A 20750-nucleotide genomic window follows, 5' to 3' on the forward strand; every position below is an offset into this window, starting at 1 on the left:
CTTTGAGAGCTACAGCCACCATTGGTAAGCCAAGAACGTGCACTCGGAGCAGAGGATGAGATTTGCACTGATCTTTCTTGCAATGTTGTTAGCGGGATGTGCATCAACATCACTGCCTGGTGCCATTCATAGTAGATCTTATTATGAACAGGGGGTTGAAGCACGAACCCGCAGCAAAGGAATCGGCCCTCAGCTAGGCCTCGCGTTAGCGGGCGGAGGCATCAAAGCTGCGAACTTTTCGGTCGGAGTGCTTCAGGGATTGACGGAAGCAGGAGTGATGGAGCGTGTCGATGCAGTCTCAACCGTGTCCGGAGGCGGGTACGCTGCCCTCTGGTATTTTTCACGGTTGTTGAATCCGGAAGGTAACCTGCAGGATGCAGGTGCGCCGCGTACTTCAAGGGCTGTGGCCGGTAAATTCTTCCGAGATTGTCTTCCTATCAAGTACGTCGATTATTTTGGTGACTCTTCTAGTGATGGCTCAGTAACAAGCAGGGACGCTCACTTATCTAGAGATGCTACTTTAGAGAGGTGCCCTCAGTCCATTACGAACTATGATGCGAATTCCACCTCCTTCTTTCACGATGATCCGGTTCGCTATCAGAATCACCTTCGTGGATACCAGGATCTTTTCGGGTGGAACGCGCCATTCCGGTATAACGAGACGACTAAGCACAAGTTACAAGTCAATTTGGAGTATGTAGGACTGAGTCTGTTGACGTTAGGAGCGACGGCGTTCAATGTGGTGCCGAATCTTGTTTTCGACTGGGAAATTAAACTTTCCCCCTCTCGATGGCGATACGAGGTAGGAATAGTCCGAACATTTGGAGCCACACCACACAATTGCAAGAAGCCTTCTGTTGCCTGCGACAAAGATACTCGACCGCTTGGTGAGGAAGAGTGGGTGAGAAATGATCTCACGTTTGGTCTGTTGCGACAAGAGTATGAAAAGGGTACCGTGCCCCTGTGGATCATCAATGCCACAGCAGGAGAAAATCGAAGCTGGCTCTACTTAGATGGCACTCCAGAACAAAAGCGCTTCCAACTTACAGCGTTTGAGTTTTCTCCCTACGGATCAGGTTCCGGTCTGTTCGATTACTCGACAAAACAATTGAGCAATTTGCGCCCCTGGGAGGCTGCAATCTCGTCCGCAGCATTTCTCGACTCCCAGCAAAAGGTTCTGCGAAAGTGGCTCGCGCTAGCTAACCCTGCTTTGAAGCTGACTACGCTTGATTGGGGGAGAAGTGTTCCAAATCCGCACGTTTCTCTGGCTGAAAACATCTTGCACAAGCTACTCCCGTTTCCCCTGTATCTCCTCCATGGTCGAGCTGGAGATTCTGCAGGCGATTTTGTGAATATCCGCCTTTCCGATGGTGGCCAGTCGGAGAATCTGGGTGCATACGCGCTCATCCAGCGAAAGTTGGAAGACATTATCGTCTCAGATCACTCTGCAGATAGAAGTGGATCAATGGCTGATATCTGCCGATTGAAGTACGGTCTATTGAGAGACCAGGCGCAGGACCCCTTGTATCTCTATCTTCCTGGCCTAGCGAACCTTGACCAGGTTTGTAACCAGGACTTGGAGTTAGGGTACGATATTTTCAGGTGGGAGCATCCAATTGTGCTGGGTTGTATTACATCCAACCCACGAGATGTTACCTGCTCTGGTGAAGCGAAATCGGAGCGTCACTTTCAACGACTGTATCTCATCAAGCCTGCGCTGCCCAGCTCACAAAGTCACGATGCGCTTGGGAGTGTGTTGGCTGCCGTCGGACGAGAATGCCGAAGCGGCACGAACACAGCGTCTTGCAAAGCTGCAGTTGCAGGACATTGTGATAGCTTTCAGCCAAGAAGTGGTCATTTACGGCCCACTGCTGGAGGGGCGCGCCGGTCTCAGCCCTGGTCTTTTAAGAACGATGCGAGTTGTGAGTTGATCGGTTTTATGATGATCAATGCGTTCAATAAGGGTGGATTCAACGACGACGATCTCTGCCCGTATGTTCCTCAGAACGGTACTGCCGCGGTCACAGCAGATTCATCACCGTTTCTGTTTGGCGCCTATCGAGAACTAGGGTACTACTACGCAAAACGACTCGGTTGGTTCTTCGGTCAGGATATCGATCGGCCTAGGGTCGATGCCGTGACTAGACAAGCTCGATATCGTGCAGTTATCGAAGACCAGATGCAACATTCCCTCATTCCTGTGACGCGGTTTGTTGATGGCAAGGCAGGACCGATAGCGGTCTGCCTCAGGTGACCCGATCGTTAGGACTGAGGAGCACAGGTTTGACCATGCTTCCGTATGTACCTCGGTCAACGGGTGATGGGTCGAAATAGTCAGCCATTCCGAGCCAGCTTGAACAGTTTTGCTCCTACCGCTATGCGCGGCCGGGTTAGTGAGGGCGCGAAACAATTAAGGGTGGTTCCGCCTGGATAGATGCATATGTGTTCTGTGTATCAGCATGGGTAGTGGTAGGAGAATGCCCGATTGGTAAGGGAGGAAGCGCAAATGAAGCCCATACTATGGCAGACAATCGATCAGCAACAGCAAACGACAGGGCCGGCTCCGGGCCTCATTTCGATGCTACGTACGGATCGTGCAGAAATTCCCGGTGGGTGGCTGGTCAGGACTCTGGTTCTGCATCGAGAACAAACGACGCCTCCTGGCGGAGCACCGGATATTGAAGCCAGTGCGGCATGTGGAGTGACGTTCGTTCCTGACCATACGCACGCATGGAGATAACAGCACGACCATTATCCACCAGCGCCTTCTATGGCAAGGAGGGGCTGCTTATTTTCAACGTCAATGTGGCAACTTGTGCTTGGTAGGGATGAGGTCGTGGCAAACTTTTGCCATTTTGTATCAGCTGACCGCGTCGCCCTGGAGCCGCCTATTGGTACTATCATGCAGTTGCGGGAGATGCCAATAAATGGGCACAAACATTGAATTCTGGGGAGTGTTTACTATTCTTTTCTTAAGCGCAATCGCATATTTGATCAAGCCAAGGCACGTAGGAATTCGATTTTCGCGGACGCCACCGGTTATCGCTCGGGTCAACGCTCCGTCGAAGGGCGCCACCGATGAGCAACGAGTGATCAGTCTTCCGACCGGAGACCTATACCAAATCCCTGCCTGTGTCCGCGGTCACTTCGTGATGGTGTTTGATTGGAATGTGCCCATCGTGATTGACGGCGTGACGCACGAATTGATCATCCCCAAACTAGGTACTACGGACTTTGCAAGTATCCCACGGATTTTGCACTCACTCATTTCTCCCCTGAACAACACGATTTATGCTGCGATTTTGCATGATTGCCTTTACAGGAATCCTATAGATGAATTCGCACGGAGCCTACCACGCGAAACTGTGGATCGAGTTTTTTACTGGGGCATGCGTGCTCGTGGCGTGTGGCGATTGACGGCCGGATTTATGTATCTAGGTGTTCGCAGCGGGGGATGGATCAGCTACAAACGGATGCCGAAATCAGGGTAATGTTTTTCTGATATGTGAGAAAATCGAACATGATCTGTATGTCCACTTGCTCCCTTCACTTCTGAATTCTACTCTGACTCTCATTGGCCATAAGCGGGGGACAATGTGGCAACCTAACTCTGGGCAGGTGTTGCATTGAGTATGTTTCGGTGCGTGGCGGTGTACGATTCATCTGGCCAACGGCTTTCTACAGCACGCTTGCGGAGCCACACGTATGTCCGCTCTTTGGCCATGAGACTCTGTCTTATCGCTACGTACGGTGATTACCATCAGCCGATGGCGCAGACTCGCTTCGTCTCCAAGCTCGTCGCCTAAAGTGTCTTCTTCTTGCACGACCGCGCCTAAGTTCCGACTGCCCAGCTTCCACCGCCTGCCCCTCTCCCCATATTGACTCGCCTATGAAACCCCGCTAGCCTCTAGCGCCCTCAGACAATCACCCGGTTACCAGGAGGTTAGGCCATGACGCTGTGTCGATCTGTCGCAATGTTGGTCTCGTTGGTCCTTGTGCCTCTGACGGTCGCGGCTGCGCCGCCGCCGGAGCCGACGGTGGAGTATTCGGCGGACAGCACGATGGAAACCGAGGGTGGGATGACGATGAAGTCCCGCGTCTATCACACGCCCACGAAGCAGCGGATGGAAATGGGCGGGGCGGACGGTAGCGTCACTATTATCCGCAAGGACAAGAAGGTCGTTTGGCAGGTGATGGGCGATATGTATATGGAGATGCCGCTGGATCAATCGAACGCGCCCGACATGGGTGGCTTCGACATTCAGGAACAGACCGAGGTCGGTGAAGAGACGGTCAACGGCTTGAAGACCACGAAAACGAAGATCATCGCGACCAAGCCGGACGGGTCGAAGTTCGGCGGTTTCTTTTGGACCACCAAAGAGGGTGTCACGGTGAAAATGGATTTGCTGTCGAAGGACGGCGATAAGAAGATGCGTATGGCCAGCGAGTTGACGAATGTGAAGATCGAGAAGCAGAACCCTGCGCTGTTTGAAGTCCCCGCAGGCGCGACGAAGAACGATATGGGCGCCATGATGGGGCAGGGCGGCATGCCGAACATGGAAGAGATGATGAAGAACGCCGGGCAGGAGCGGGCGAAGGAGAAACGCTCGTCCAGGAGCAACAGCGGGAGCAAGAGCCAGGAGAGCGAGACGCCTGCTGCCGAAGTGAACAAAATGCTCAAAGGCCTCTTCGGTCGATAGGGGAGGTGCGCGATGCGTACGGTCAGAATCCTGAGTTGTGCCCTGCTCTTGCTTGCCGTGACGGTGTCCCCGGTTCGCGCCGACGATCCCTGTTTAGGAGATGAGGAAGAGAAGAGCGCCAAGGCGGCGGTCGCTGCTCTGACGAAGGCCGAACAGGCCGGTCGGCAGGCTGAGTTGTTCATGGCCTATCGATCCATCCTCGGCAACGAGTGTCTCGATCGTTACGACAAGACCGCCTTGTCCCGCGCCAAAACCGGTGTGCCGAAACTGGGCCGGGATTTGGCCAAGGCGGCTGAGGCGAAGGGCCTGTTGTATTCTGCCGATCCGGTGCGGGCCGACGGGCAGACCTCGGCGTTTCGCTATTTCGAAGCCATCGGAGACTATGCCGATGCGAATCGTGTGATGATGAAAGCGCTGCAGGCGAAACCGGAGGATCTGGCGCTCTTCACGACGGCCTGGGGTGTGGATGAAGGTCGTTGGGTGGTGCCGGATCCGAAAACGGGAGAGCGTCAGCCCTATGTCTCGCCGCAGGCCTATCGTCAGGAGTTGCAGAAGATAGCCTCCTCCACGGCCGATCGCCTGATGAAAGCGGAAGAGCAGGCTGCGAAGGGGCTTTCCGGCAGTGCGATCCAAGTGGCTGCGGCCACCACCATGTCTCTTGAGAAGCTCAGAACCGCAGCCGGGTGGATGAAGTTCCTGTCGGCCGGCGACAAGGCGGCGCGGGAGCGGGCCGAGCAGCGAGGCGATACGATCACGGCGCGTTCGGATTCGACGTTCACCCAGGCGAATGCCGTGATGTATTACGAATTTGCCGGCTCGCCGAAGGCGAAAGACAAACTGACGCAAGTGAAGAAGAAGATGGAAGAGTCCAATCGTGCGTTGGAGAAGTCCGGTGAGAAAGTGAAGGGAGCCTTCGCGGAGCAGAGTCAGGCGGAGCAGAAGAAGTTCGACAAAAAGAAAGCGGATCTCGAAAAAGAACTCGGATTCTAGCCATGGACCCGGGCTTTCCTCGCCGTTCATTGTCGCCTGAACGGAGGGTTCACCCTGGCTATCCCGTCTTCGGTACGATGGAAATCATGCCGTTCGGTTCAAGGATGGCATACTTGATTTCAGCCATCCGTTCCAAACCATGCTTTTTCCGCGCGGCCGCGAGGATATTCTGTTTATCCACGCGCCCGGTGCATGAGTTCCTTCAAAGGCCGGCTTGATCGACCAGGATCGACGGCAGCCCATCCAGGCATCGCTCCATAGCAGAAGACCGCACTCATCACGCATCCGGCTCTTCTTTTCTCTGAACTTCCGCCAGGGCTCCTCCTAGTCCTTCAATATGCAGAAAACGGCTATTCTCTACTCTACTGAGTATGTCGTAGGGAGATCTTACAGACGACTCGCTAACGGGAGGGTAGGATATGTCGAAATTGTTCACCTATATAGGCATGGTAGTGGCTGTGGTCGGAATGATGAGTCTGGCGGTGAGGGCCGACGACGGCTCCCACACAGGCTCCCCCAATAGTCACCACCAGGAGCTGCAAGGGGTGGTGGTGGAGAAGGGCGGCGCGCTTGCGGTGAAGGTTCCCAACGGCGCAACGTATCAGCTCAATGAGAACCGCGCCGAGCGTCATGGTCATGCATTGCCGAAAGCCGGCGACGAAGTCACTCTGGTGATCGACGAGAACAACATGGTGCTGGAAGTGCATCCCAAGGGCACGGAAGGCAAACATCGGTTTGTCACGGGTGAAGTCGTGTCAATCGGCACGATGCAAAATGAGATCACATTAAAGACTGCAAAGGGCGAGCAGAAGTTTCCGCTGGAGAAACAAGTGCTCTCAGCCTCCATCAAGGATGGCGCGCGGGTACGGGCGGAGTTGAACGAAGCCGGCCACATCATCGATGTGCATCCGGAAAAATCCGGCGCTCATTGATGCAGGAGTGACAGAATTCGTGAAGTGGAAACCGGGCTGCGGACGGCCGTAGCCCGGATTTTCTGTGGAAACTGCTCAATGGGTGGCGACACTCTGCCGCTCTTCAAATGTGCCCGTCCCGCAGCCCAATCCTCCGTACATCATCCCGAAGAAGCCGCAGTAGGCACCGGCTTTGAACGCCCAATCGGCGCGTGTAACGTTCTCGATCCGGCCGTCATGGATGAGGAACGATACGTATTGTGAACCGACCGGAAGCATGGCGGGGAGGGGAACAATGACGACATAGAGAACGAGTCCGGACCATCGCAAGCCATCGGTCTTATAGATCCATTCTTCCTTGCCGCCTTCAAGCGACTCCACCCGATCGGGTTCGCCCCAGTGTGCGCGGAGCTCGGCTACGCTCTTCTGTGTCCCTTCGGGTTCGCCGTTCCGCATGTCGAGCACACCTCTCGTTCCATCAATTTTAGGGTGGTCGCTGGATTCTGTGCGACTACCCAGCGTCCAGGCCCCGACACCGACGCACCCTTGCAGCAGCAAAGCCCCGGCCATCCACATCACAACCTGTCGATACCTCCGCATGCAGCCCTTTCTTTCTCGATAGAACCTCGGGGGTCGCAGTTTCATGTTCCGCCGCAGCCTACTCAGATCTCGCCGGCAAAACAAGGAGACTCACGGATCGAATTGTCGTCTCACCCTCCCAAGGTAGGATATCGGTTGCAGGGCCGGCCTGAGTACCATCCGCCCACAGGGAGGATGTGATGGCACCTCGTCGGTACGTTCGAACCTACTACCGGTTTCCCCTCAACTATCCGGTCATTTTCGGCGGGGCGCCCTTCGTTGGAGAAGGTGTCCTGACAAATCTGTCGCTGAAGGGCTGTTCCGTCATGTGTGACAGAGAAGTGCTCTGCGGCAGTGACGTGCGCGTGAGTGTGCTCCTCGACCATCAGCCGCCGGCACTCCCCATCGACCTCGGCACGATCAAATGGGTGAAGGGGCATCACTTTGGTGTGGAGTTTGTCCGTCTTCCCTTTGAATCCCAACAACGCCTCAATCGCACGCTCCGGACTGAACTCATCGAATGGTTGAAGAGCCGCCAGAGCAGCAGTGACCTGCCGGAAACGTCCAATCCGGACAATTGACCTGCGATCGGTTCCAATCTTCTCGCGGCGCCCCTAGTTTCTCGTCAACGAAATCATGCAGTCTTGCCCCTGGGCAGCGGCCTTGCGCTGATGGCCGCTCCTACTCCGCCAGCCAAACGGCTCTTGGGTTTCCATTCTGATCGACCCATTGCTTCAAGTTATCAGACGGATACACCGATGTAAGAAATGGACTGGCGGCGTCGTTCGACACGGATATGAACATCCTTCACCTCGGCAATCCATTCTTTGTGCAGGACTTCAGGCACCTCGGCCATGATGTCAAATGGGCGGCGTTCGATCGCACAGCCGATTTCGTCCTGAGCCCGTACGTAGAAAGCATGCATAGTCTTTCGGCGCAGTTTCCGGCGCGATGGTTTCCCGACTTGGTTGTGGTGGGAGACGACAGTGGGACCCCGAAGCTGTTAGGGCTGGAGGCGCTCGACGTGCCGTTGGTCTGGTATGCGATCGACTCCCATCTCCATGCAAGTTGGCATCAACAGTATGCGGCGGCGTTCGACGTCATCTGTGTGGCGCAGCGAGACTGGGTTTCCCGGTATCGGGTCGATCCTGAACGGCAAATTGTCTCGTGGCAGCCCCTGTTCTGTCATGTGCCCGACGATGGTGATTCGGGTGGCTTACGGGATACGCCACTCTCGTTCGTCGGAACACTCAACCGGCAGTGGAATCCGGAGCGTGTCGCGCTGATCGAAGGCCTGCAACGAGGCTATTCCATTGCGGTGGGGAGCGGCGGGTACCGCGAACTCTTCAACCGTTCCCTGATGGTGCTGAATCAATCGGCCGCCAATGACGTGAATTTCCGCACCTTCCAGGCCATGGCTTGCGGGGCGCTCATGATCGGCGAGCGGATCGGAAACGGTTTTGACGACTTGTTCCAGGATCGGACCCATTGTGCCCTCTATGAGAAGGGCAATGTCGAGCAGGTGATCGAGATCGTCGAGCACTACTGCGGCCGCCCGGCCGAGCGGGATGCGGTGGCAAGGCAGGGATACGAGGCGGTGATGGCTTCCCACACCAGTTTGCACCGGGCGCAGGCCATCCTTCAGGTAGTGGCGACGGCGCCGCTTCACGGCCAGATCCGGGTTCGTCGTTCGCGACAACTCCAGATTCAATCGTCGCTCGTCCTGGTATACGAAAGCGCCGAACGCACGCACCTCCAGGCAGCCGAACGGACGCCGGAAGGATCCAGGAAGCAGTATCTGCTCACTGTTGCCGGGCAGTATCGGTTTCTCGCCACGACCATTCGCACGCAACTCGGCCTCCAGGTCGCCTGCTAGCCCGGACTATTCATGCGTGCCTATTACGTTGTCCGATCCTCTCACCCGGCGGGGGTGGTCTCGTCCGGCCTCCTCGACGGACTGCTAGTACGCCTGCGTCGGCCTTACGCGCGAGAAGGCCCGGCAGGCTTCGGCCTCGAACGACTCACGACGGCATTCATGAATAATCCTGGCTGGAGGCGCTTGAATCCTCCCGCTACTGATCGCTCTCGTCTAGCGCAGGGATGCATCATGAGGCGTGGTACAGGGTACGTTCACCTGTGGTTTGGTGTGGCAACGCCGCCGCGGCCTGCCATTTCCGACCGATCAGGCCCGACCGTCATGGCGGCTCCGGCGGGCTAGGTTTCTCCCTTCTAACTCCGGTATAATCCGCAATTCATTCCGTTCTAAGAGACTGGCCCCGGTCCAGTTCACGTTCGGTCAACTCAGCGCCGGCTGGTGCGTTGTCTCCCACGGCGTTCGATACAAGAAACGCTTCAGAGTCACGCTTCGATAAGGAGTTTGGAATGACTGAAAAAGACGAGAAAAAGCGCGCATTGGACCTGGCCCTGGCCCAGATTGAAAAGCAGTACGGGAAAGGTGCGGTGATGAAGCTCGGCGCCGACGACCGTCCCGCCGATGTCCCGGCGATTTCCAGTGGTTCATTGGGGTTGGATATTGCCCTCGGTGTGGGTGGTTTCCCTCGCGGGCGGGTCATCGAAATCTTCGGTCCGGAGTCTTCGGGCAAAACGACATTGACCCTTCATGCCATTGCCGAGGCGCAAAAGGCGGGCGGTGTGGCGGCGTTCATCGATGCGGAACATGCGCTGGATCTGACCTACGCCAAGAAGCTCGGCGTGCAGACCGACGATCTCCTTGTCTCGCAGCCCGATACCGGCGAGCAGGCGCTCGAAATTGCGGAAACCCTGGTGCGCAGCGGCGCGATCGATGTCATTGTGGTCGATTCCGTGGCGGCCCTGGTGCCGCGCGCGGAAATCGAAGGTGAAATGGGCGATTCCCATATGGGATTGCAGGCACGACTGATGTCGCAGGCGCTGCGTAAACTGACGGCGGCGATCTCCAAGTCGCAGACCACCCTGATTTTCATCAACCAGATTCGTATGAAGATCGGCGTGATGTTCGGCAATCCCGAAACCACGACCGGCGGCAACGCGCTGAAGTTTTATTCCTCGGTCCGCCTCGACATCCGCCGCATTGAATCGATCAAAGATGGTCAGGATGTGACCGGCAGCCGCGTGCGAGTCAAGGTGGTCAAGAACAAAATGGCGCCGCCGTTCCGGCAGGCGGAGTTCGATATCATGTTTGCCGAAGGGATTTCGAAATCCGGCGAGCTCGTCGATATCGGCGTGGAGAAGCGTGTGGTGGAGAAAGCGGGTGCCTGGTACTCCTATAAAGGTGAACGTTTAGGGCAGGGGCGTGAAGCCGTCCGCGACTTTCTCAAGACGAATCCCGCCATTGCGAAAGAGATCGAGGGCAAGGTGCGCGATCTCGCCGGACTGCCTTCCCGCGGCACTGAGAAGAAGGTTGAGGCGAAGGAAGCCAAGGACGAAAAGCCCGAACGCAAGCCCGAGGGACGCCAGGACGACAAACGCGGTCACAGTGCCAGAGTCACGACCTAGGTGGTGGCAGTGCGGACAGCCCGTAGCACAGGGCGGCGTACGAAACCGGCGCCGGATTATCTGGCGCTGGCGATCAGGTATCTCGCGCGAACCGATCGGACCGTGGCCCAGGTCGAGCGGTATGTTGAGGAGAAAGGCGCGAACCGGGCGCAGGGGCGTCTGGTCGTGCGTGAACTGGAGCGCAGAGGTTATCTGAACGATCAGGCCTATGCGAGCCGATGGGCGGAAACGAGACTGTCGCGACACCCGATGGGCCGTGAACGGCTCAAGGCGGAACTGCTCAGCCGTGGCTTTGAAGACACTGTCGTCGAACGGGCATTGCGGCAGGCCTACCGTACGATTTCCGAGCAGGAGTTAGCCTGCCAGGCGCTCGAAGGGCGTGCGAGCCGTACGCGTCCGGTGCAGTGGGTGCGGTTTCTGCGGCAACGCGGGTTCGATGACGACACGATTCAGCAAGTCACTCAAGTAGATTTGGAGACGGGGTTGGACGAGCTATGAGCCACAGTGTAAACGATCTGCGACGAGCCTTCATCCAGTACTTCGAACAGCAGGGGCATCGGGCGGTTCCGAGCGCTCCCTTGATTCCTCAGGCAGACCCGACGCTGCTGTTTACGAACGCCGGCATGAATCAATTCAAGCGGGTGTTCCTGGGCGAGGAGACGCGTGCGTACAACCGGGCGGTGACCGTGCAGAAGTGCCTGCGCGCCGGCGGCAAGCACAACGATCTCGAAAACGTCGGGTACACGAGGCGGCACCACACCTTTTTCGAAATGCTCGGCAACTTCTCCTTCGGCGACTATTTCAAGGAAGAGGCCATCCGGTTCGGCTGGGAGTTTCTGACCTCCGTCGTCGGGCTCTCGAAGGACCGGATGTGGATCACGATCTTCCGCGAGGACGACGAAGCCGACCGTCTCTGGAGAAAGATCGGCGTCTCCCCGAGTCGGATTGTACGTTGCGGCGAGAAGGATAATTTCTGGCAGATGGCGGATACGGGCCCTTGCGGTCCCTGTTCCGAGCTCCATTTCGATCAGGGGCCTTCCGTGCCGGGCGATGCGACGCCGAACGGTGAAGGCGACCGGGTCATCGAGATCTGGAACCTGGTGTTCATGCAGTTCAATCGCGACAGTGCGGGCACCCTGAATCCGCTTCCGAAACCGAGCATCGATACCGGTATGGGGTTGGAACGGTTGACGGCGGTGGCGCAGGGGCGGCTCAGCAACTACGACAGTGATTTATTTGCACCCTTGTTGGCGGCGATCGGAACCAGGGCGGGAGCGCAGTACGGTGCGGCGGAACAAGCGGATCGTTCCATGCGTGTCATCGCCGATCACTTGCGGGCGATCACGTTCCTCATGGCCGACGGCGTCTTACCGTCGAACGAGGGACGGGGCTATGTGCTTCGCCGGATTCTGCGCCGCGCGGCTCGTCATGGCCGGTTGCTGGGTATTACCGAACCGTTCTTGCATGAACTGACGGCGACGGTGGTGGAACAGATGGGCGAGGCCTATCACGAGTTGCGCCCGGCAGCCGGCACGGTGGCCGAGGCGACACGGGGTGAGGAAGAACGGTTTATCGCCACGCTCGATCAGGGCTTGCCGATTCTCAACGACATGCTGACCAAGGTGCGCGCCTCCGGTCAAAACATGCTCTCGGGTACCGAAATTTTTAAGTTGTATGACACCTATGGGTTTCCGATGGACCTCATTGCGGAAGCCTGCCGTGAGCAGGACATCCGGCTGGATGAAACCGGATTCGAAGCGGCCATCGAAGAGCAGCGCACGCGCGCCAGGAAAACGGGGGGCTTCGAGAATGAGACGGCCCGCCCCGCCTTGAGTGAAGTGGCCGCTCGTGTCGGCACCACGGCATTCGTCGGCTACGAACACCTGAATTCGGAAGGTGTCGTGCAGGCGTTGCTCAAGGGCGATCGGCTGGTCAAAGAAGCGAGTGAAGGTGACGAGATCGAAGTCGTGCTGGATGTCACGCCGTTCTACGCGGAGGGCGGCGGACAGGCAGGCGATCAGGGGCTCCTGACCGGCCCCGATGGCCGTGTGGAGATTCGTGAAACCACCAGGCCGGTGCCGACTTTGATTGTGCACAAGGGCGTAGTTACCTCCGGTTCGATCCGTGAAGGAGAGCGGTTGCAGCTCGCTGTGAATCGTCGCACTCGGCACGATGCGGCCCGCAATCATACGGCGACCCATTTGGTGCATGCCGCCTTGCGGGATCTGCTGGGGCCGCATGTGAAACAGTACGGGTCGCTGGTGGCGCCGAATCGGTTGCGGTTCGACTTCGCGCATTTCCGTCCATTGGCCTCACGCGACATCGACGAGATCGAATCGATCGTCAATGAGCAGGTGCGCCAGGATCAGCCGGTGCAAACCGATGTGATGGGAGTGCAGGAAGCCGTGGCCGGCGGAGCGCTGGCGTTTTTCGGCGACAAGTATGGCGATCAGGTGCGAGTGGTTCACATCGATACCTTCAGCAAGGAATTGTGCGGCGGCACTCATTGCCGGCGGACGGGCGAAATCGGCCTCTTCCGGATCGTGTCCGAATCGGGGGTGGCCGCCGGTGTGCGCCGCATCGAATGTCTCACCGGCAGCGGCGCATTGGATTCGCTCAAGCGATTGGAAGCGGATGTTCGTGAGTTGTCCGACCTCCTGAAAGTGGCGCCGGGTGAAGTCGTCGCCCGTACCCGCAAGTTGAGCGAGCAACTGAAAGAAAAGGAACGGGAACTCGCGGAGGTTAAGCTCAAGATGGCGAGCACCTCGTCCGGCGACGCGCAGGCGCGCGAGATCAAGGGTGTGCAGGTCCACGCGCAACGCACGGACGGCCTCGATGTGAATGGCATGCGGGCGCTGGCCGATCAATTGCGTGACAAACTGCGCAGCGGCGTCGTGGCGCTCGGGGCGGCGAATGACGGCAAAGTGTCGCTGCTCGTCGTGGTGACGAAGGATCTGGTGGGCCGTCTGAAAGCGGGCGAACTTATTAAGGAGATGGCAACGGAAGTGGGCGGGACCGGGGGAGGGCGTCCTGAGATGGCGCAGGCCGGAGGAAAAAATCCCGAAGGGCTCGGCACCGCGTTGGAAAAAGTTTTTGGGTTGGTCCAGAAGGCCCTCGAAGGGTAAACTGATGAAAGGCCAACGGATTCTCGCCATCGATCACGGCTCCAAGCGGATCGGGTTTGCCCTGAGTGATGAACTCGGGTGGACGGCTCAGCCGCTGGAAACCTTTTACCGGCGAAATCCCGATGCCGACATCCGGCATATCCAGGACCTGGTTCGTGAACACGAAGTCGGGCAGGTGCTGGTCGGCATGCCGTTGCGGCTGGATGGCGAGATCGGTCCCGCGGCCAAAGTCGTCGCGGAGTTCATCCAGTTACTGGAGCCGGCACTGTCTGTCCCAGTGATCACCTGGGATGAACGGATGACCACCTGCGCGGCGGAGGACCTATTGATTGCGGCTGACGTCGGCCGCCGGAAGCGGAAGGGGATCGTCGACCGTATTGCCGCGGCGATTCTCCTGCAGAGTTATCTGGCGAGTTTGGAACAGCCGGCCACCAGCCAGGCGAACGATCTGAACGCACCCGTGGAGAACGATCCCTGGGTTTTTGACGAACCCCGAGTCGATGATGCAGAAGAAAGCGATCATGGGTCTGGCCCTGGCGGCAGTGATGTTCGCGGCTCTCGCGGGATATCTGGTGCTGCGTTGGGCTCAAAGCCCCGTCGCGAGCGGACCTCCTAAACCTCCCTCCCACATTGTTCTCATTCCTGAAGGCAGCACCTTTCAGCAGGTCGCCGCTCTTCTCAAAAACGAACAGTTGATCCGCAGCCGGTCGGCTTTTTTATTGCTGGGCAAGACGCGGGACATCGATCGAAAGATCCGCCCCGGTGAGTATGAGTTGGATGCCAGTATGTCGCCGCAGGACATTCTGACGAAGCTACTGGCCGGTCGGGTGGTGTTGCATCCCGTTACGATTCCGGAAGGGTACAGTCTGACACAGATTGCCGAGGTGCTGGCGGCGCAGCAGGTGACGGATACGAAAGAGTTCACGAAGCTGGTGCGCGATCGTACGTTTATTTCGACCCTCGGCATCGAGGCCGATTCCCTCGAAGGGTATCTCTTTCCCGAAACCTATTCCTTTGCGAAGGGTACGAAGGCGCGGGAGGTGATTAAGGCGATGGTCGATGGTCTCCATCGTGTCTGGGGTACCGAGTTGCAGGAGCAGGCGGCCCGCATGAAAATGTCCCTGCATCAGGTGCTGACCCTCGCCTCTGTCATCGAAAAGGAAACGGGAGCGAAGGAGGAGCGGGAACTGATCGCGGCGGTGTTTCATAACCGGTTGCGGAAAAAGATCCCGCTGCAGAGCGACCCGACGGTGATCTACGGGTTACCGGCGTTCGACGGGAACATTCACAAGCGCGATCTCTCCGTCATGAGCCCCTACAATACCTATCGTGTGCAGGGTCTCCCGCCGGGACCGATCGCCAGCCCCGGGGCCCATTCATTGCGTGCGGCGCTGTTTCCCGCCCAGGCGTCGTATTTGTATTTCGTGTCGCGGAACGACGGGACCCATCAATTTTCTTCCACGTTGGCCGAGCACAATCAAGCGGTGGAGAAATATCAGAAACAGTACTTCCGCAAACGTGCCAGGGGCAACCTTGTCGCCCACGGTGCGTGATCGTATTGAGAACCGGTCACGACACGTCCTGTCTAATTTCCTCATCGATCGTAGAATGTGAAAGGGACATTCGTATGAGTGTGAAGTCGTGGAATGAATCGTTGCCGCGTTACCTGGACCATACGGTGCTGCGTCCGGAGGCTACTAAGGCCGATGTGTTACGCCTCTGCGCGGAAGCCAGGGAGCAGGGGTTCGTCGTGATTTTTGTGCCTCCCTGTTATGTGGATGAGGCGGTGGCCGCGGTTGCAGGGACCGATGTCCAGGTGGGCATCCCCATCGGGTTTCCGCTCGGTGGGCATTCGACTCACGCTAAGGTAACGGAGGCCATGGAGGCGGTGGCGCATGGCGCGCGGGTGCTCGATATGGTCATCAACATCAGCCGGTTGAAATCCGGCGACTACGATCTGGTACGGAACGATATGGCCGCCGTTGTTCAGGCGACGCCCGGTGTGAATCATAAGGTGATTCTGGAAACCTGCCTCCTGACGCGAGAAGAAAAGATCACTGCCTGCCGGCTGGCCGTCGAGGCCGGGATGGATTATGTGAAGACCTCGACCGGATTCAATCAGGCCGGAGCGACAGTGGAAGACGTTCGGCTGATGAAAGAAGCCGTGGCCGGACGGGCCAAGGTGAAGGCGTCCGGTGGCATCAGAGATTGGAAGACCACGCGGGAGTTGCTGGAGGCCGGGGCCGACCGGATCGGCACCAGCGCGAGTTTGAAGATTCTGAATGAATGGCGCGCCTCGCTGGTTGAGGTGCGGTGAACCGCCATGCGATGTGAAAGCCTTGCTCGTTCCGGTGGATTTGATATAGTGCGCCCATGATGACTCGAATCGTATTGCTGGTGCTCGATGGTTTCGGCATCGGCGCCTTGCCCGATGCCGACCTGTATGGCGATGCCGGCTGCAACACCCTGCAGCGGCTGGCCGCCATTTCCAAGGGGCTCGCCCTGCCGAATTTTGAGCAACTCGGTCTCGGGCATCTGGGCCAGTTTCAAGGTATTCGTCCGATGGTGCAGCCGGAAGGCTGCTACGGGGCTCTCGGGTTTTCGACCAAGGGAAAAAATTCTCTCTCCGGGCATTGGGAAATCGCCGGATACGTGATCGAAGAAGGCGAGCGCCCCTGTGAAACTTTCACGACCGAGCTGGCGAATGCGCTCGAGGCCGCATTGGGACAGAAGACCCTGGGCAATTGCCGTGCGGTCACGCAGGAGCCGATCGCCGAGTTCGGCGGACAGCATCAGAAATCGGGAATGCCCATCGCCTGGATCGATACGGCAGGGACTATTTTTCTGGCGGCGCACGAGCAGGTGGTGCCGCCTGAAGAACTCTATCGCCTGGCCCGTGAAGCCCGAAAGTTGCTCAAGGGCATGGTGCCGATTGTGCGTGTGGTCGCCTGCCCCTTCGTCGGGCAATCAGGCAAGTTTACTGCGACGGAGCGGCGGCGTGATTTTGCCGTGGAGCCACCGGGGCTGACGTTACTGGATCACTTGAGCCGGGCCAGCCAGCTTGTGATCGGGGTAGGAAAGGTCGGCGACCTGTTCAGCGGGCGCGGGGTGACGAGATCGGTGCCGCTGTTCCAGGCGGAAGCCGTCATGGATGAAGTGGTGGGCATGTTCAGCAAGGTGCCGCGTGGTCTGATTTACGCAAGCCTCCCGGTCATCAATCCCGATCTTCAGACCACAGTGTCTACATTGCAGCAGATCGATCGTCGGCTGCGGGATTTGCAGGAATCCCTCAAGGTCGGAGACGTGTTGATCATCACCGGCGATCACGGCTTCGACTGTGCGAGGCCGAATCCCGGTCATTCACGCGAATATGTGCCCTGTCTCGTGACCGGTCCGCGTCTCGCGCGCGGTGTGAACCTCGGAACCAGATCGACCGCGGCGGACCTTGGCCAAACCATCGGTGAAGCGTTGGGCGCGACCAGGCTGCCCTGGGGCGACAGTTTCCTGGATGCATTGCAGTCCCGCTAGCGGATGCGTCTTCATCAGTAGCAGCGACGAGTGAAAGGATTACCTGTGTCGATCGATGCGACGTTGAAATCTCTCGAGATCGAATTGCCCGCTCCTCCGAAACCGGTCGCGAGTTACGTGCCTGCGGTGCTGGCGGGTGATCTGCTCTTTCTGAGCGGCATGTTGCCGTTTCGTGACGGGCAGGTCGCAATCACGGGCAAGCTGGGGCAGGACGTGACGGTTGAGCGCGGGGCCGAAGCGGCCAGGCTGGCGCTGCTGAATGCCTTGGCGGTCGTGAAGCAGGAGCTCGGTTCATTGGATCGTGTGCGGCGTATCGTGCGTGTCGTGGGGCATGTGGCATCTGCCTCAGGGTTTGTGCAGCAGCCGGCTGTCATCAACGGCGCCTCCGATCTGTTGGTGCAGGTGTTCGGCGAGGCCGGACGCCATGCTCGCGTGGCGCTGGGTGCGGCAGAGTTGCCCTTGCACGCCGCAATCGAACTCGAATTACTGGTCCAGGTTCGACCATAAAACACTTTCCTCCGTTTGTTCCCTTCCCGTCGCGCCCGCTTGCCTTGACATCAAAAAAATCCGCTTGTTATAGTCCGTGAGCCCCTTCGTTCATTGCCGTACCCCCCATCCGGCCTCGCTGCCTCAGTTGCGTGGGGTTTCCGTGCCACGTGCGGGGCGTTCGTCTGATGTGTCATCATTTCAGCCTCGCCCGAGCCTGCTGGTCAGGCCTGCCCCGAGGCTTTCGGTAGGGAGTGTCATCCCATGCAATACATCGCTCGTCTCGTGCTCGGTGTCGCGCTGTTCGTAGGCCCGGTCGTTTCCGGAGAAGTCCGGGCAGAGGGGCCGGTTCTTCATCCCAATGCTGCCGTGCCGGGATCGACCCTTTCGATCACCGGGAAGGGGTTCGGCCCCTATAAATCGACGAAGTTTAATCAGGTCACCTTCCAGGGCGTGCCGGCCTTGATCCAACGCTGGGAGGCCGATCTCATCGAAGTGCGCGTGCCCTCGCAGGCGACCAATGGGCCGGTCGACGTGATCATCGGGAAGAAGCACGTAAAGGCTGGATCGTTTACGCGATTGCAGCCCGCCATTCATTCGTTGTCGCCGGCTGAGGCCGAACCGGGAACGATTCTGGAGATCACGGGTGAACATTTCGGCAACACGGCCGGGCCGCGTGATCCAAACACCATTTTCGGCGTGAACAGCGTAGCCGTGGGCGACGTGACCGTTCGCGTGCGCAAATGGCGTGACGACAAGATCGAAGTGGAGTTGCCGGGCAACGTGCAGTCGGGTGATGTTGTGGTACGTATGGCCTCGTCCGATCCGTTGCCGGACGGATCCTGTTGCGCGCCGGTCAAGCAAGTCGTGAGCAATTCGATGGCGGTGAAGGTGCTCGCGTCGGTGCGGGTCGATCCCACGAGTGGGCCGGTCGGGACGAAGGTGGTGTTGTTCGGCAAGGGATTCGGGGCGACGAGAAACCCCGAGGATGGCGTGCTGTTCGGAGGGCATCTGGCGACGGTGTCGCAGTGGACGGATACGACCGTTGTGGTCCACGTGCCGCTCGATGCCCAAACCGGCCCTGTCGTGATGAAGCGCAATGGGCAGGAACGTGCCATCGGGACGTACACGGTTCAGACACCTCAGGCGACCGGTCTGACCCCGACTGAGGCGCCCATCGGCACCTTGCTGAAAATCACGGGAGAGAATTTTGGGTTCTATTCCGAAGCCGGGTCTACGCCATTTAACTATATCGATTTTTCCCTGAGCGAGAACACCGTCGAAATCGGCGGGGTGCAGGCGATCGTGTATCGTTGGGGCCACGACCGCATTGATGTCTGGGTACCCTTCAGCGCGAAAAGTGGTCCGGTGGTGGTCAAACGCGCTGCCAATGCTCCCAAGCCGGATGGCACGTGCTGCGCCGATAAGAAGGTGCTTGAAACGCAGGTCGGCAATTTTACGCTCGTGACGCCGAAGATCGATTCCTACAGTCCGAACACCGGGGGATTGGATGAGGTGGTGACGATCAAGGGGAGTGGGTTCGGGAAGTTTCTCAAGACGGCCGAACCCAGCAAGGTTATTACGGATAGTGTCTATGCCAGGGTTGCTCCCGAGTTGGGAGAGAACGTCTCGCGTACCGAAGTGTTATTCAACGGGGTCGGTGCGATCGTGCAGTCGTGGACGGACACGGAAATCAAAGTCAAGATTCCTCATCGCCACTCCTATGGCGTGGGCAAACTCGGTGAGTTCAATCCGGATCTGACGTCGGGGCCGCTCGTGGTCCGCCGTGGGTCGTGGGATCTCCTGCCGGACGGATCCTGCTGCACGCCGAAGAAGTGGGTCACGCTCGAAGCCGGTACGTTTACCATCCAACCCACGGGATTGCCGGATGCCAGTTACTGGCGGAATCCTAATCCGGATAACAGCCACTTTCATTAATGAGGCGTCGTACCTTGCACATTCTGGCCGTTGCATCGTGGTTGTTCATCGCCCTCCTGTGCGCAGGCACAGCCGAGGCGGCTTCCCCGGAAATCAGGGCTACTGTGGCCATGCAGAAGAGTGGATCTGAAGCCACGCTGCTGGGCATGTTCTTTCACGATCCTCAACTCGGCTGGGCGGTGGGGTCCGGCGGAACGATCCTCAAGACGACCGACGGCGGACGCAAGTGGAAAAAGGTATCGAGCGGCACCACGTCGCTGCTGACGGCCGTGTATTTCCAGGATGCGCGTCGTGGATGGGTCGTGGGCGCCAACGGCACCGTGCGGACCAGCCGGGATGGTGGAGAAACCTGGAGCGTTGTGTTTGTGTCCACGCAGGCCCCGCTCTATGGGATCGCGTTCGTGACGCCCCAGAAGGGTTGGTTGGTCGGCGGCAATGGTACGATTCTGCAGACGACCGACGGCGGAGAGAATTGGACGGATCAAGCCAGCGGCACCAGCGCCGCGCTGCACTCCATCGTGTTGACGAACCAGCAGCACGGAGCCATCGTCGGCGCGTTGGGCACGATTCTCACGACCTCCGACGGCGGTGCGAGCTGGACGCCCCAGGTCAGCCAGAGTTCGGCCACGTTTTTCGATGTGGCCTTCGCGGATGAGGTGAACGGCTGGGCGGTCGGCAATGCCGGGGCGTTGTTTCAAACGACCGACGGGGGCACCCATTGGATTGATCGAACCTTACCCTGCGGCCGGACTTGTAACAAGCTGACCGACCTGATTCGGGTCCGTTTTACCGATGCCCAACAAGGCTGGATCGTGGGAGAGCATGGTCAGATCCTGCGAACCACCGATGCAGGGTTTAACTGGGTGGAAGAAGCCAGCCCGGTGAAGCGCTCGCTGATGGCCTTGAGTTTTCCTCACACCACTGTCGGGTGGGCGGCAGGCGAGGGGGGCACCATTATTTCGATCAGTCCCGGACGCCGGTAGCGCTAGGCCAATCCC

20 protein-coding genes are annotated in these 20750 nt (G+C 58.4%); 17 read left to right on the top strand and 3 right to left on the bottom strand.

Annotated elements, in window-relative coordinates:
- Positions 1-55: 55 nt before the first annotated feature.
- From H8K11_06915 to H8K11_06930, 4 genes are all read left to right on the top strand, one after another.
- Positions 56-2254, top strand: coding sequence for a patatin-like phospholipase family protein (locus H8K11_06915; protein ID MCS6263475.1), 2199 nt, complete (start codon positions 56-58; stop codon positions 2252-2254).
- Between the two features lie 673 nt (positions 2255-2927).
- Positions 2928-3491, top strand: a complete 564-nt coding sequence (locus H8K11_06920; GenBank protein MCS6263476.1) for a DUF1353 domain-containing protein — start codon at positions 2928-2930, stop codon at positions 3489-3491.
- Positions 3492-3950: 459 nt separating this feature from the next.
- Positions 3951-4700, top strand: a complete 750-nt coding sequence (locus H8K11_06925; GenBank protein MCS6263477.1) for a hypothetical protein — start codon at positions 3951-3953, stop codon at positions 4698-4700.
- 12 nt (positions 4701-4712) lie between these two features.
- Positions 4713-5690, top strand: a complete 978-nt coding sequence (locus H8K11_06930; protein MCS6263478.1) for a hypothetical protein — start codon at positions 4713-4715, stop codon at positions 5688-5690.
- A gap of 58 nt (positions 5691-5748) precedes the next feature.
- On the opposite strand, the gene H8K11_06935 is transcribed toward H8K11_06930, so the two are convergent.
- Positions 5749-5871 carry a DUF421 domain-containing protein gene (locus H8K11_06935; protein MCS6263479.1) on the bottom strand — a complete coding sequence of 41 codons (123 nt, stop codon included), beginning with the start codon at positions 5869-5871 and terminating at the stop codon, positions 5749-5751.
- A gap of 238 nt (positions 5872-6109) precedes the next feature.
- Here H8K11_06935 and H8K11_06940 point away from each other — a divergent pair, with 238 nt between their 5' ends.
- Positions 6110-6622 carry a hypothetical protein gene (locus tag H8K11_06940; protein MCS6263480.1) on the top strand — a complete coding sequence of 171 codons (513 nt, stop codon included), beginning with the start codon at positions 6110-6112 and terminating at the stop codon, positions 6620-6622.
- Positions 6623-6697: 75 nt separating this feature from the next.
- On the opposite strand, the gene H8K11_06945 is transcribed toward H8K11_06940, so the two are convergent.
- Positions 6698-7201 (bottom strand): hypothetical protein, encoded by a 504-nt coding sequence (locus tag H8K11_06945; protein MCS6263481.1) that lies wholly within the window; start codon positions 7199-7201, stop codon positions 6698-6700.
- A gap of 179 nt (positions 7202-7380) precedes the next feature.
- Between H8K11_06945 and H8K11_06950 the strand changes: the two genes are divergently transcribed.
- Positions 7381-7761, top strand: a complete 381-nt coding sequence (locus tag H8K11_06950; protein ID MCS6263482.1) for a PilZ domain-containing protein — start codon at positions 7381-7383, stop codon at positions 7759-7761.
- A gap of 161 nt (positions 7762-7922) precedes the next feature.
- On the opposite strand, the gene H8K11_06955 is transcribed toward H8K11_06950, so the two are convergent.
- On the bottom strand, positions 7923-8105 hold the full coding sequence (locus H8K11_06955; protein ID MCS6263483.1) for a hypothetical protein: 183 nt from the start codon (positions 8103-8105) through the stop codon (positions 7923-7925).
- Between H8K11_06955 and H8K11_06960 the strand changes: the two genes are divergently transcribed.
- The 11 genes from H8K11_06960 (at position 8100) to H8K11_07010 (ending at position 20735) form a co-directional block, all read left to right on the top strand.
- Positions 8100-9056 (top strand): glycosyltransferase family 1 protein, encoded by a 957-nt coding sequence (locus H8K11_06960; GenBank protein ID MCS6263484.1) that lies wholly within the window; start codon positions 8100-8102, stop codon positions 9054-9056. The genes H8K11_06955 and H8K11_06960 overlap by 6 nt on opposite strands.
- Positions 9057-9562: 506 nt before the next feature.
- On the top strand, positions 9563-10675 hold the full coding sequence (gene recA, locus H8K11_06965) for a recombinase RecA (protein MCS6263485.1): 1113 nt from the start codon (positions 9563-9565) through the stop codon (positions 10673-10675).
- A 3-nt stretch (positions 10676-10678) separates the two neighbouring features.
- Positions 10679-11173: a regulatory protein RecX gene (locus tag H8K11_06970; GenBank protein ID MCS6263486.1), complete on the top strand. Its 495-nt coding sequence runs from the start codon at positions 10679-10681 to the stop codon at positions 11171-11173.
- Complete coding sequence (gene alaS / locus H8K11_06975; GenBank protein MCS6263487.1) at positions 11170-13800, top strand: alanine--tRNA ligase; 2631 nt, start codon at positions 11170-11172, stop codon at positions 13798-13800. The genes H8K11_06970 and alaS overlap by 4 nt, the downstream gene beginning before the upstream one ends.
- Before the next feature lie 4 nt (positions 13801-13804).
- Complete coding sequence (ruvX, locus tag H8K11_06980; GenBank protein ID MCS6263488.1) at positions 13805-14416, top strand: Holliday junction resolvase RuvX; 612 nt, start codon at positions 13805-13807, stop codon at positions 14414-14416.
- On the top strand, positions 14301-15353 hold the full coding sequence (mltG, locus tag H8K11_06985; protein ID MCS6263489.1) for an endolytic transglycosylase MltG: 1053 nt from the start codon (positions 14301-14303) through the stop codon (positions 15351-15353). Before ruvX ends, mltG begins: the two co-directional genes overlap by 116 nt.
- A 74-nt stretch (positions 15354-15427) precedes the next feature.
- Positions 15428-16117: a deoxyribose-phosphate aldolase gene (deoC, locus tag H8K11_06990; protein ID MCS6263490.1), complete on the top strand. Its 690-nt coding sequence runs from the start codon at positions 15428-15430 to the stop codon at positions 16115-16117.
- A gap of 56 nt (positions 16118-16173) precedes the next feature.
- Positions 16174-17328, top strand: coding sequence for a phosphopentomutase (locus tag H8K11_06995; GenBank protein ID MCS6263491.1), 1155 nt, complete (start codon positions 16174-16176; stop codon positions 17326-17328).
- Between the two features lie 45 nt (positions 17329-17373).
- Positions 17374-17835, top strand: coding sequence for a RidA family protein (locus H8K11_07000; GenBank protein ID MCS6263492.1), 462 nt, complete (start codon positions 17374-17376; stop codon positions 17833-17835).
- 243 nt (positions 17836-18078) lie between these two features.
- Positions 18079-19752, top strand: a complete 1674-nt coding sequence (locus tag H8K11_07005) for an IPT/TIG domain-containing protein (GenBank protein ID MCS6263493.1) — start codon at positions 18079-18081, stop codon at positions 19750-19752.
- Positions 19752-20735 carry a hypothetical protein gene (locus H8K11_07010; GenBank protein MCS6263494.1) on the top strand — a complete coding sequence of 328 codons (984 nt, stop codon included), beginning with the start codon at positions 19752-19754 and terminating at the stop codon, positions 20733-20735. The genes H8K11_07005 and H8K11_07010 overlap by 1 nt, the downstream gene beginning before the upstream one ends.
- Positions 20736-20750 lie beyond the last annotated feature (15 nt).

This window comes from Nitrospira sp., from assembly GCA_024998565.1.
Classification (GTDB): Bacteria; Nitrospirota; Nitrospiria; order Nitrospirales; family Nitrospiraceae; genus Nitrospira_A.